Raw genomic sequence first — 12,478 nt, 5'->3', positions numbered from 1 at the left:
GTCATACCTCCCATGCGAAATATCTATAAGAAGATGTTCAAGCAGTCCCATGTAGCAGATGCTGTGGAACATTCCCTATTACCGACTATAAAATATGTATCTTATGAAAAGGGATCGGAAACCCTTATTATTTTCTTAAGAGAAAGCGCCGGCGGGTCAGGCGCTTGGGAAGCGAGTCATGAATGTCGTCTTGTTGCGATCGCTTGCGGCCGAGATCTTCCCGCCGTGAACTTCAATAATGCTCTTCGTAATCGCCAGCCCCAAGCCGGTTCCGCCGGTCTCCTTGGAACGGGACTGCTCCGCCCGATAGAAGCGGTCGAAAATATACGGCAGATCTCTCTCGGAGATCGGCTCGCCGTAATTCGTTACTTTGACATAAATCTGATCCTCTTCTTTGCCGAGCTCGATATCGACATACTTGCCGGACTTCCCGTACTGGATCGCATTCGAGATCAGATTCTCATACGATCGGACGAGCCGGTCTCCATCCGCCATAATGTACAGCGGCTCGGAAGGGGCGTTGATGCGGCACATCATGCCGGCTTTCTCCAGACTCGGCACGAATTCCTCCGCCAGCTGCCGGATGAAGTTGGTCATGTCCAGCTCGGTCAATTCGAGAGGAAGTCCATTGTTGATGCGCGTAAATTCGAACAGATCGTCGATCAAATACTTTAAGCTTAACGCTTTCTCATAGGCGATATTGACATAGTACCGCAGCTCCACTTCATCGTGATACCGGTCGTTCTCGATCAGCTCAAGGAAGCCGAGAATCGACGTCAGCGGGGTGCGCAGGTCATGCGAGACGCCCGTAATGAGGTCATTTTTCGTCTTCTCGGCATTGCGCTCTTCCTGGATCGAGTGGTACAGCTGGGCGCTCATATGATTGATGCTCTCGGCTACCAGACCGAGATCGTTCGCAGGCTTGACCGGAATCACGTGCTCGAATTGCCCCTTGGCAATCTCCTGCAGTCCGAACGTAATCTCTTGCAAGTAGCTGTTCAATTCTTCAGACAACGCGTTGATCCGATAGGCGATCGATCCGATTTCATCCGACGACTTGACCGGTATGACATAATCGAATTGTCCCTTGGCAATCTCTTGAAGTCCATCTGTTATCTCATTCAGATAGCGGATGATGGGGCGGCTGAACAGAAAATAAAACAAAATGAACGACACGATTCCGGTAACGACCATAATCGGCTTGGAGCCGATATTGTTCACCGTCCAGATGAGCAGTCCGTTATAGGGCGGCTCCGACAGCAAATAGCCGGCCAGCAAGCGGCCAAGCAGCATGATGAATGCGGTCAGGCTCACGCTCCCCAGGAACACGAGGAGGAACTTCCAGCGGACGGTACGGATGAGGTTGGCGCTTTTCGGTTTTCCCATTCAAGACACTCCTATCGGAACCAGTTTTATAGGGACTCCATCTTGTAGCCAATGCCCCATACGGTCTTGATGAATCTCGGATTTTGACTGTCTTTTTCGATTTTCTCGCGAATTTTACGAATATGGACCATGACGGTGTTTTTGGATTCCATGAACGGCTCGTTCCATACTTCCTGATATATTTTTTCCATGCTCAGCACAATTCCCCGATTCACCGCCAGCAGCTTCAGGATCGCGAACTCCCGCGGAGTCAGCTTCACGGGAACATCATCCACGGTCACCGAGTGAGTGGCAAAGTTAATCACGAGATCGTCAATCTGGATCTCATTCTCGTCCGCCGGCCGCACCGTATTGAATTGCTTGTAGCGGCGGAGCTGGGATTTGACCCGCGCAATGAGGACGAGCGGATTGAATGGCTTCGTGACATAATCGTCGGCGCCGATGCTGAGGCCGGCGATTTTATCGATATCCTGGCTCTTGGCCGACAGCATAATAATCGGGGTGTTGTTCTGCTCCCTGATCTTCATGCAGGCCTGAATCCCGTCCATCTTCGGCATCATGACATCCAATATAATCAGATCGACCTTATGGTTTTGCAGCAATTCGAGCGCGACCAGACCGTTTGGCGCTTTTAGCAGCTCATATCCTTCATTTTTTAAATAGATCTCCATAAGCTCAATAATTTCTTTTTCATCGTCTACCAATAGAATGGTCTCTTTCGGCATCAGACTGACTCCTTTGCAGTGTAGGTACGATTGTGCGAGATGTGGCATGTCCGCTGGAAGAGAAGCGGCGGGACATGATTCAAGACGCCCCGGGCATGCCGCCCGGCAGCGTCTTGATCGCGCCAATCAACCGAATTTTTTTCTCTCTATATAGGATGCGCGTAACTGCGCAAGAACGCAACCCTATTCTTTGGCTTCCGGCATCGGCAGGAAGAGCATGTGAATCGGAAGATTGCTTCCGGAGGCCAGGACGAAGGTCAGATGAACCTTCTCCTCCTGATCGCCTGTCCGATGCAGAACGCCGACTTCTTCCGGATTGATAAGTATGCTTCCGTCCACCATATTGACGACTTTGCCGTTCACCAGGAAGGCGCCAGCATAATGTCCGCCGCGGGCGTTCAGCCCGATGACGGTGTGCGGGGCGACCTGCAATTCCATATCATAGAGTACCCCGGTGTTCCCGATATTGATCTCTTCCAGGCCAGTGACCTGATCGGCCCCTGTAACGAACGTGTCGAGATCGTTATCCCCGATAATCATCCGCTGCGGCTTGGCGCCAAGCACCTGATTGACATGGAACGTGCGGTTCCCTTCGGGGAATGTTCCGCGCACATGCTTGCCGTCCCGATCCAGCTTTGGAAGCTCAGGCAGCGCTTCGATCGGATCCTTGTCCGGATCCAGGATGACAACCGAGAATTCAAGCTCCTGGTCCGTGTGAATTTCGGAATAGGAGGTCATCGTCAGTCCGCCCTTCATCGGAGATTTGCTAATCTCGGGCAGCACTACGACCGTCTCGCCGGCCGGCACCTTCATCGTCCGGATAGGTTCGGACTTGGCGAGAGAGTCCAGGAACCGCGACACAGCGGTTTTTCCGCTGGTCGATACATACTTGGTCGGACCGCCCATCCCGAAGGCGTTGAGCGTGACATTGGCATCGGAGGTGCCATGATTCGTCGCCAGCAAATATACGGATATATCTTGCTGCGAACGGTTCTGATTGTGGATATTGATCCGGAAGCTTCCCGAGAGCGTATCCTGATAACCGATGCCTTCCTCCCCATACAGATGCTCGGGGCTATTGCTGCGGACGAAGGTCATTGGACTGGTCGTGGTCGTATAAGCGACCGGTTCATAGACAAGCACGTCATTGCGGTCAACCGGGAATTTGCTTCCCGGATCAGCGTAGAGAAGCCCGTGCTCCGTCGGGGTATACAGAGACTCATCGGTTACGGTAATCTTCTGAGTTATCGTATCGCTCTTGCCGTGCTCGTTCTCGACCCGAAGCGTCACTTCATGCTCCCCGGGTTCGAAGAAAGCGGACGCTTTGCCTGTCCAGGTCCGCTTCACGATCTCGCTGTGCTCGTCCTCGCTCAGATCCTCGTACCGGATATTTTCGCCCATTCGATAGACGGACTTGTCCGTTTTGAAGTTGGCGACCGGAGGGGAGGGCTCGGCGATGACTTCTTTCCATGCCAGCGTATACTTCGAGCCGTTAACGTTCAATTGGCTCTCCGTGATGTCGGCCCAGGTGCGCAGCGGCACCATCAGACTGCCTTTTTGGCTAAAAATCTCACCTGCCGCTTCCACTTCTGTTCCGTTTACGCTAATCGTTTTTGCCCCGGCTTTGAAGCGAAGCGTCATCTCTTCTTTGCTGGCTACCGTTTCTTTGGTATCGGCATCATAGGTTACCGAGAATCCATAGAGGATCGCCACGCTTTTCAGCGGAATATAAGCCACGTTGTCCTTGTCGACCACGGGCTGATCGGCGATGAGCTCTTGCCCATTATGAGACATCTTGGCTTTATCGGCTGTTAAAGCAAGCACATGGCTTGCTTCGGCAGCTTGTGCCGCAGCGAATGGAAATAAGAGCTGCCAAGCCAGAACCGTACTGACTACGATAAGTTTTACACTACCTGATTTGTTGCGTTTCATCAAGAACACTCCTTCTCTCTTAGGGGGTAAAATGCGTGTTGGATAATTGTTAAATAATTAGTCCAGAGCCTTTTACGTACATTTAAGGAAAAAAGTTGCGCATCCAATTGAGCGCTTATGCAGCGAAGGAGGGGAGCCGCGCGGAATGAAGAAAAAAAGAAGTGTTATGGTCTGATTGTACAGGGAGACGAACGGCAATGCATCAATTCGACACTTAATTTAATGGAATATTAATGAAATGTTAAGAAATAAAAAAGGAAGCGCCATGGCGAGCGCTTCCGTTCCGCTACTTCGTATTCTTCTTGTTATCCTTCGGTTTGCTTCCTTCAATGACTCGCAGGTTGGCCTGCGAGCGGGGCCGGATCCGCTTAGGCTGCCGGTTCGCGTTGCCCTTGGCCTTGGCCTTGGCTTCCGTTTGGGCCGACTTCTTGATTTTGGGGGCGGCCGTTTTTTTCGGTCCCAGTTTATACAGAAGGAATACCGCTGCAATCAGCACGGCGGGAATGAGCAACGATTCGATGCCTCTTTGCAGGGCGGAGTACAATACGCCGATCCCGGCCAACGCCAGGATGACAGCCAGAGCCCATCTTGGAAATACGCCCATATTTATCATTCCTTTCGCCTGGTGTCTTCTACCGCAGAAGCCGATGCTGCTCAGGAGGCCGCTTTCTTCGCAGACAGCTCCTGATCCAGTTCGCGCATGCGGTTGAACGAAGCGATGGATACTTCCACTTGATCGTCGGTCGGCTGCTTCGTCGTCAGCAGCTGAAGCCACAGGCCAGGGTAGCCGAGCCAGCGCAGCACGGGAACATCTCTCAGCGCATTGGTCAGGCGGAGGAATTCATAAGCGACGCCCATGACGACAGGGATAAGCAGGAGCCGGGGATATATCCGTTCCCATAAATTATCATATGGGATGAAGGAGTAAATGACGACACCCACGATGACCGATAAAATGATAAAGCTGCTTCCGCAGCGGTAATGAAGCGTGCTGAATTTCTGCACGTTCTGCACCGTCAGCTCCAGCCCGGCTTCATAGGCGCTGATCACCTTGTGTTCCGCGCCATGATATTGGAAAAGTCTTCGGATAATCGGCGTCTTGGCGATCAGCCACAAGTAGGCAAGCAGGAAAATGATTTTAATAATGCCTTCAATCAGCGTATGAATGACCCGATTATCGAATGCTTTTCCGAATAAAAATTGCTCGATGACGACGGGAACGGCGGTAAAGATGACTTTGCTGAAAATAAGCGACAGAACGCCGACGGCTGCGACCCCGATAATCATGACGAGATTCCATTTGCCATCGTCTTTGCCTTGTTCGGCCGCATCCTCGCCTTCCTCGTCCTCGGCATACTTCTCCGCCGCGTAAGTCAAATGCTGGTATCCCTTGCCGCTCGCATCCAACAGACTGACGAACCCGCGGATAAAGGGTATCTTCTTCAAAGCGGTAAGCCACGGCTTGTCTTCGCGCGGAATTTCATAAAACGTAATTTCCTTATTTTTACGGCGGACCGCTGTCACATTGACATGCTTGCCAGCGAACATGACGCCTTCGATCACGGCCTGTCCGCCGTAAATTGACCGGTTTTGCTGTTCAGACAAATTTTTTCACCATCCTCATGTATTCAAAAACGGTTGTGCAGTCAGTACTAATGTATAGGAATGTTATATTATTGTAACGAATTTCAACACCGTTTTCCACATCATGATTTTGCGGAACTCTGTAATCTCCCTTCCTCGATTGGTGCATACTAGCGCATATATGTCGTCTCAGGAAAGGAGAGCAATCGCTATGAACGAACGTCAGACCCGCAAGCAGCAAAAGCGTACGAATCCGTTCACGTTCGGCGTGCTGACCGGTTTTTTTGCCGGATTGATATGGGGAGGATTGCATTGGCTAAGCTATATTTTTCACTTTACGATAATCGTGCCCGGTTTTTTGGTCGAGCCGTATTTTAAGCATGCCTATTTGACCACGGGGTACGGCCAGCTTCTCGGCCTGGGCTCATTCATCGTTTTCTCGATTCTGGCGGCGCTGCTGTACGTGCTTCTGCTCCGCAAAGTGCCCGGTCCTTGGGCGGGCGTCATCTTCGGCCTGGTGTGGTGGGTGATCCTGTTCGTCGCTCCCGGGCCGCTGCTGGGATTGGTTCCGCCGGTACGTCACACGACATGGAATACGATATGGACAGAATCATGCACGATGCTGCTGTGGGGACTGTTCATCGGCTACACCGTGGCGACGGAATTCAATGAGGAGCGGGAGCGAGAGCCCGAAGATGCAGATCAATCCGGTGCGTCAGGAGAACCGCAGGATTCGCCGGGGAATGGAGAAAATGACGGCGGCGGAGATGCACCCGACGACCGCGGGCAGCCTCAGCCTGTCATGTAATCCCCAAGCAGGCCGAAAGTAAGCTTCTCCTTTGCGGTTACGCTTCTCATTTGCCGCTTCGTATGTTAAAATACGTGAGGATTCTCATGTAATCGTGTACGGGGAAAGGGGTGTGCGGCTTGGCTTCCTATCTGTTATTGAACGGACCGAATCTGAACATGCTCGGCATTCGCGAGCCCGGCGTCTATGGCGACGAATCGTTGGCGGCGATCGAGGGCAGGCTGACGAGAATGGCGGAGGAATGGGGCGTCCGGCTGGAGACCTTCCAGAGCAATCATGAAGGCGAGCTGATCGATCGCATCCATGCCGCTTACGGTACGCATGACGGCATTCTGATTAATCCGGGCGCTCTGACGCATTATAGCTATGCGCTCCGTGACGCCATTAGCGCCGTGAACATCCCGACAGTTGAAGTCCATATGTCGAACATACATAAAAGGGAAGCCTTCCGGCATGTGTCGGTAACCGCACCGGTTGTCCTCGGTCAGATTGCGGGATTCGGATCGAGGTCCTACGAGTTGGGCCTAATGGCGCTTCATCAGGCCGTAAGCGATGTGAAGCGGGAATAATCGGGCGGGCCGGAATAACGGATTGACAATAGTCCATGTCAGGAGATGATGAGAATGAGTCAACACCGCATTACTCGGTTAAGAGAAGCGATGGAAGCTCGCGGCTTGGAAGCACTGCTTGTGACCAGTGCGGTTAACCGGACCTATTTGACCGGATTTACCGGATCTTCAGGCTATGTCTTCATTTCAGCCGAGCGGGCGGTTCTAATGACGGATTTCCGTTACACGACGCAAGCGGCGGATCAGGCGAAGCATATGGAAGTGGTGGAGCACGCGCCGAGAATGACAGACACGCTGAAGCAGCTGCTGTCGGAGGCCGGCTTGACCCGAATCGGCTTCGAGCAGGAGCACGTGACCTATTCCACCTATGCCGCCTACAGCGAGCAGCTCCAAGGGATCGGGATGGTTCCGGTCGGCAGACTCGTCGAAGATCTGCGGATGATCAAGGACGCGGAGGAATTGGCGGTAATGAGGGAAGCGGCCCAGCTGGCCGACAAAACCTTCAGTCACATTCTGGGCTTCATCAAGCCGGGCGTGCGGGAGAAGGATCTCGCATTGGAAATGGAATTCTTCATGCGCAAGCATGGGGCCACATCCAGCTCGTTCGATACGATCGTCGCTTCCGGGGAGCGTTCGGCGCTTCCGCACGGCGTGGCGAGCGAACGGGTCATTCAAGGCAACGAATTCATCAAATTTGATTTCGGCGCATTGTATAACGGCTACTGTTCCGATCTGACACGGACCGTCGTACTCGGCACTCCGTCGGATAAACACCGGGACATTTATAATATTGTACTGGAAGCGCAGCTGAATGCGCTGGCTCACATCCGTCCAGGGATGACGGGACGGGAAGCCGACGCGTTGGCGCGCGATATTATCAAGCGCCATGGATATGGCGATCAGTTCGGGCACAGCACCGGGCACGGCGTAGGCATGGAAATTCATGAAATGCCCCGTCTTGCCTCTTCGTCCGATGATGTGCTTACCCCGGGCATGACCGTAACGGTCGAGCCGGGCATCTATTTGCCAGGCTTCGGCGGGGTGCGCATTGAGGATGATATTGTCATTACGGACAGCGGAATCGAGATTATTACTCATTCGACCAAGGAACTGCTCGTATTGGACATGTAGTCGGACAGGATTGAGAGCTAGCTGCAAGGATCTGCTCCGTCCAAGGAATCTGGGTTGCATAATTGTAGGAGGGAATCAAGCGAATGATATCAGTTAACGATTTTAAGACAGGATTGACAGTTGAAGTGGACGGAGATATTTTTACGGTCCTCGATTTCCAGCATGTGAAGCCGGGTAAGGGCGCCGCTTTTGTGCGTTCCAAGCTGAAAAACCTTCGTAACGGCAACACAGTGGAAAAAACATTCCGCGCGGGCGAGACGCTCTCGAGGGCGCAAATCGATAACCGCGAAGTACAGTACCTGTACAATAGCGGCGATGAATATACGTTCATGGATAATGAGACCTACGATCAGTTCAACCTGACGAAGGAACAACTCGAATGGGAACTGAACTTCCTCAAAGATAACATGATCGTTCATATCGTCAGCTACCAAGGCGAAATTATCGGCATCAATCTCCCGAACAGCGTTGAGCTGAAAGTCGTCGAGACAGAGCCAGGCGTTAAAGGCAACACCGCAACAGGCGCAACGAAAAACGCGACCCTGGAAACGGGCCTCAACGTTCAAGTGCCGCTGTTCATCAACGAAGGCGACGTCCTTCTGATCGACACGCGCGAAGGCAAGTACATTTCCCGCGCCTAAATACCGGATTCCCGAATCGAATCCGCACAGCCCCGAAAGCCTGCCGCTTCCGGGGCTATTTATATGCCTTGGGAGAGGCGTCACCTTGGGCGTGCCATTCATTCGCAGGTTAGTACAATCCTTCGCAGTCTTATGATGAGTATCCCGGTAGCTCAGGAATTCAGTAAGTCAGTCGCGGCTTCTACCTAGCATTGAGGTAAAAGATTACCGGGTTAACTAAAATATGAAAAACATCACCGCTAACTAACGCCTGAGAAGGCCCCAAAATCCCTCATTCATTGCCATGAACGGTGCTGAGATGATGGAATTCGCTGCCTTCTGCTTCCTTCTCCTATCTTCAGTCCCTTACACTCAGTCCCTTACACTCAGTCCCTTATGCTCAATATCCCCGCTCCTCAGGAACCGGGGTTTTTACCGTGCGCTAGACCCTCTACTTGGTCCCGCTATCCCCATTACTCAGGAAGGCTCCGTAACTGAAAGCCTAGATGTTGGGATAAGCCACGGTACCAAAAAATGGAGCTATCTGCTTCGGTTGCTTCCCGTCAGGCATAACCCATCCAAATTCCTATCTAGGCTGCTATAAAATAGCCGTTGGGGCTTATAGACGAGGCAGCTCTCCACAAGTAGCGGCGTCTTGCTCCATTGTCGGCACAGCAAATTGCCGCCAATGGCTCCCAGCCTGTCGTATGGCGGGCGACAGCATTTTCGCGGTAACAAAATTCATCCAGATAATTCTGCAGATACTTGCCGCTTATCCCGCGGAACGTATCGCATAACCAACGCTGCGCACGCCGGAACACAGTATAGACCGGACTATTCCGCTTAACCCGAAAGCGCTGGCGGATGATAGAGATCATGGACTCCGGAGCGGAGACGTGTTCGGTGATAAAGTGATCGCGGCCGCAAGGAAGCAGCAGCTTGCCGGACATATGCTTCCGGTTGACCTGCTTCATTTTATATTGCCGTTCCTCTCCATTTGAATCAAGTGAGGCAGCCACAATTAGCGGCTGCTCGCGCGGGCCGAGATCGATATTGGGATATTGGCGCGGGCCGTTAAAGGCAATAAAGCCAAACACACGCTGATCAAGCCGCTCTTGTTCATCGGCACAACAAATTGCCGTTCGAATTTTTTGGAGCATCGCCCATGCCGTTTTGTAGGTCACTTGAATAATGGAGCTCAACCGAACAGCATTTATTCCTGCTGCGGGACAAGAGACAAGCCATATCGCAGCTATCCATTTCCGAAGGGAAGTTCTGCTTCCTTCCATGATCGTACCGGCAGTCAGGGACGTCTGATGCTGGCAGTCGCTGCATTCATAGAGAGGAAGCCTCCGCGTCCGGATCGTATACGCATGGGTATGCCGGCAGTTCGGACAACGAAAGCCGCGTGGCCATTTCAGCCCAAACAGGGCAGGTATGCATGATTCTTCTGTAGGGAATTGCTTCATTAATTCTTGTAACCCTCCAACATTCGACCAGCCTACCATCACGGCAGCCTCCCCTATAAATGAATGCAAACAAATGTTCCTATTCTGAATTATACCAAACATATGTTTCCATATCAAGCGTGTAAATGGGATGTTGGTTCCGGAAGTTTCCCAAAAAATGCGGAATTTAACTGCGGGATGACCACTTCAATTTTATGGGATCACCGACTCTTTATAAGGAAATGAAATTTTTAGGCATGAAAACGATCTGAACGAATGGTTTTACGTTTGAAAGGACCTGAGCGCATGGGAGATACCTTAATAGGAAGCGGAGACCCCTGAGTGGCGGGGATATCGAGCATAAGGCTGAAAGTGGGAACAGAAACGACGGGCACCTCCGTATAATGGATGCCGCAAGCTTGCCTCAGCACCTTTGAAATTCGCGGTATGGGCAACTGGAGGGCTGGAGCTGAACTGTATAATCGGGCGCTTCACCCAAGCATATTGAGCTCCCGGAGAATCACTGCGACTTGAGTGACAATATTCTAGCTTCCTGAGCATCTATGCGACTCGAGTGAGGAAATTCGAGCTTCCTGAGCATCTATGCGACTCGAGTGAGGAAATTCGAGCTTCCTGAGCATCTATGCGACTCGAGTGAGGAAATTCGAGCTTCCTGAGATCTATGTGACTCGAGTAAGGAAAGTCTGGCTTCCTTGGCATCTGTCCGACTTGAGTATGGAAATTCCAGCTTCCTGAGCAGAGGGGAGACTCCCTATAAGCATGTAGAAGTATGCTGAATGTATGGAGCATTTTTCTTATCGTTTGTCTCGATCCGAACGAAGGAGGGTAGAGGGCATCAAGTCGTCCGTGATTGTTGTATTTTTTTCTTCCATCGGCCCAAAAACGTGCTATAATATGCAATTAATGATTGATACAGTCCATTGAGGGTGGGAGTGAGTCAGCGTGGCACTATACGTTATGAAGTTCGGAGGCAGCTCCGTCGGCACGGTCGAACGGATGAAGCGGGTTGCCGAACGGATCGTAGAGAAAAAATTAGAAGGCCACCAATGTGTTGTCGTTGTATCTGCCATGGGGGATACGACGGATGACTTGATTGACCAAGCGAAAAGCGTAAACGATCAACTGCCGGCCCGCGAGATGGATATGCTGCTGACTACGGGAGAGCAAATTTCGGTATCCCTGCTGTCGATGGCCATCCAGAAGCTGGGCCATGCGTCCATGTCCATGACCGGATGGCAAGCGGGCTTCCGGACGGACGACATGCATGGAAAGGCGCGAATTAAGGACATTGCTCCTGAACGTGTGCATGCGGCGCTGAAAGCGGGGAACATTGTCATCGTCGCCGGCTTCCAAGGCATGACCGAGGAGGGAGAGATTACGACCCTCGGCCGCGGCGGATCCGATACGACGGCAGTCGCGCTGGCTGCGGCAATCGAAGCCGATGTATGCGAAATCTATACGGATGTCGACGGGATTTATTCTACTGATCCGAGAATCGTGCGCCGCGCGCGCAAACTGAAGGAGATCTCATACGATGAAATGCTGGAGCTGGCCAACCTTGGGGCGGCGGTTCTCCACCCCCGGGCTGTAGAATATGCGAAGCATAACAGGGTCTGTCTCGTCGTGCGATCGAGCTTCAATTACAATGAAGGGACCTATGTGAAGGAGGAAGCGAAGATGGAGCAAGGGGTGGTCGTTAGCGGCATCGCCTATGACAAAAATGTGGCACGCATCAGTGTTCTCGGCGTAGCCGATCTTCCGGGGGTTCTCGCCCGCATGTTCGGCGCGCTTGCCGATGAACAGATTGATGTGGATATCATCGTTCAGAGCGGGGTAACGAACGGGGAAGCCGATTTCTCGTTCACCACCGCCCTGCATGATCGTGACCGCGCTGTTCAGGTGCTGGAGAACATCCGATGCGAGGTTCCTTACCGTGAAGTGACCTCTGAGGCCGACCTGGTCAAAATCTCGATCGTCGGCGCAGGCATGGTCAGCCACCCTGGCGTCGCGGCGCAAATGTTCCGCGTCATCTCGGAGACGGGCGTCAGCATTAAAATGGTGAGCACGTCCGAAATCAAAGTCTCCTGCGTCGTGTCGAATGCCAAGCTGAACGATATTATTACTGCGCTTCACACTTCATATGGGCTGGATGCCGTCGAGGAAGCGTTCGTCGGCGGGCCAAAGGAACGAAGATAAAAAAAGGAAGATATGAACAAGATAAGCCGGTCCGATGGGCCGGCTTGTTGTCATTTGT

The 12,478-nt window shown here is 52.3% G+C and carries 11 protein-coding genes; 5 read left to right on the top strand and 6 right to left on the bottom strand.

Annotation, left to right across the window (positions count from 1 at the left end):
• Window positions 1–156 precede the first annotated feature (156 nt).
• The 5 genes from L6439_RS16925 to L6439_RS16905 form a co-directional block, all read right to left on the bottom strand.
• Window positions 157–1,386 carry a sensor histidine kinase gene (locus L6439_RS16925; RefSeq protein ID WP_168181737.1) on the bottom strand — a complete coding sequence of 410 codons (1,230 nt, stop codon included), beginning with the start codon at window positions 1,384–1,386 and terminating at the stop codon, window positions 157–159.
• A 26-nt stretch (window positions 1,387–1,412) separates the two neighbouring features.
• Window positions 1,413–2,111 carry a response regulator transcription factor gene (locus L6439_RS16920; RefSeq protein WP_168181738.1) on the bottom strand — a complete coding sequence of 233 codons (699 nt, stop codon included), beginning with the start codon at window positions 2,109–2,111 and terminating at the stop codon, window positions 1,413–1,415.
• A 183-nt stretch (window positions 2,112–2,294) separates the two neighbouring features.
• Entirely contained in the window at window positions 2,295–4,043 is a 1,749-nt protein-coding gene (locus tag L6439_RS16915) for a copper amine oxidase N-terminal domain-containing protein (protein WP_168181739.1), read from the bottom strand.
• Window positions 4,044–4,329: 286 nt separating this feature from the next.
• Window positions 4,330–4,647, bottom strand: a complete 318-nt coding sequence (locus L6439_RS16910; protein WP_168181740.1) for a hypothetical protein — start codon at window positions 4,645–4,647, stop codon at window positions 4,330–4,332.
• Between the two features lie 50 nt (window positions 4,648–4,697).
• Window positions 4,698–5,648 (bottom strand): DUF1385 domain-containing protein, encoded by a 951-nt coding sequence (locus L6439_RS16905; protein WP_168181741.1) that lies wholly within the window; start codon window positions 5,646–5,648, stop codon window positions 4,698–4,700.
• Between the two features lie 190 nt (window positions 5,649–5,838).
• Between L6439_RS16905 and L6439_RS16900 the strand changes: the two genes are divergently transcribed.
• From L6439_RS16900 to efp, 4 genes are all read left to right on the top strand, one after another.
• The gene (locus tag L6439_RS16900) at window positions 5,839–6,435 is read left to right on the top strand and encodes a YqhR family membrane protein (protein WP_168181742.1); all 597 of its coding nucleotides are present in this window, start codon (window positions 5,839–5,841) and stop codon (window positions 6,433–6,435) included.
• Between the two features lie 119 nt (window positions 6,436–6,554).
• The gene (gene aroQ, locus L6439_RS16895) at window positions 6,555–7,004 is read left to right on the top strand and encodes a type II 3-dehydroquinate dehydratase (RefSeq protein WP_168181743.1); all 450 of its coding nucleotides are present in this window, start codon (window positions 6,555–6,557) and stop codon (window positions 7,002–7,004) included.
• Window positions 7,005–7,058: 54 nt separating this feature from the next.
• Window positions 7,059–8,135: a M24 family metallopeptidase gene (locus L6439_RS16890; protein ID WP_168181744.1), complete on the top strand. Its 1,077-nt coding sequence runs from the start codon at window positions 7,059–7,061 to the stop codon at window positions 8,133–8,135.
• Window positions 8,136–8,218: 83 nt separating this feature from the next.
• Window positions 8,219–8,776, top strand: coding sequence for an elongation factor P (efp, locus tag L6439_RS16885; RefSeq protein ID WP_168181745.1), 558 nt, complete (start codon window positions 8,219–8,221; stop codon window positions 8,774–8,776).
• Between the two features lie 569 nt (window positions 8,777–9,345).
• On the opposite strand, the gene L6439_RS16880 is transcribed toward efp, so the two are convergent.
• A complete protein-coding gene (locus L6439_RS16880) occupies window positions 9,346–10,263 on the bottom strand; it encodes a transposase (protein WP_213468422.1) in 918 nt (305 codons plus the stop codon).
• Window positions 10,264–11,166: 903 nt separating this feature from the next.
• On the opposite strand from L6439_RS16880, the gene L6439_RS16870 reads away from it, so the two are divergent.
• Window positions 11,167–12,420 carry an aspartate kinase gene (locus tag L6439_RS16870; protein WP_213468188.1) on the top strand — a complete coding sequence of 418 codons (1,254 nt, stop codon included), beginning with the start codon at window positions 11,167–11,169 and terminating at the stop codon, window positions 12,418–12,420.
• Window positions 12,421–12,478 lie beyond the last annotated feature (58 nt).

Source organism: Paenibacillus dendritiformis (genome assembly GCF_021654795.1).
Taxonomy (GTDB): domain Bacteria; phylum Bacillota; class Bacilli; order Paenibacillales; family Paenibacillaceae; genus Paenibacillus_B.
The sequence above is the reverse complement of the archived record's forward strand: the minus strand, read 5'-3'. Positions and strand labels throughout refer to the sequence as shown.

What these genes read in the sequence shown, in the direction of transcription:
- L6439_RS16925 (WP_168181737.1), bottom strand. Translation starts at nt 1,386, where the DNA reads ATGGGAAAACCGAAAAGCGCCAACCTCATCCGTACCGTCCGCTGGAAG.
- L6439_RS16920 (WP_168181738.1), bottom strand. Translation starts at nt 2,111, where the DNA reads ATGCCGAAAGAGACCATTCTATTGGTAGACGATGAAAAAGAAATTATT.
- L6439_RS16915 (WP_168181739.1), bottom strand. Translation starts at nt 4,043, where the DNA reads ATGAAACGCAACAAATCAGGTAGTGTAAAACTTATCGTAGTCAGTACG.
- L6439_RS16910 (WP_168181740.1), bottom strand. Translation starts at nt 4,647, where the DNA reads ATGGGCGTATTTCCAAGATGGGCTCTGGCTGTCATCCTGGCGTTGGCC.
- L6439_RS16900 (WP_168181742.1), top strand. Translation starts at nt 5,839, where the DNA reads ATGAACGAACGTCAGACCCGCAAGCAGCAAAAGCGTACGAATCCGTTC.
- L6439_RS16890 (WP_168181744.1), top strand. Translation starts at nt 7,059, where the DNA reads ATGAGTCAACACCGCATTACTCGGTTAAGAGAAGCGATGGAAGCTCGC.
- efp (WP_168181745.1), top strand. Translation starts at nt 8,219, where the DNA reads ATGATATCAGTTAACGATTTTAAGACAGGATTGACAGTTGAAGTGGAC.
- L6439_RS16880 (WP_213468422.1), bottom strand. Translation starts at nt 10,263, where the DNA reads ATGGTAGGCTGGTCGAATGTTGGAGGGTTACAAGAATTAATGAAGCAA.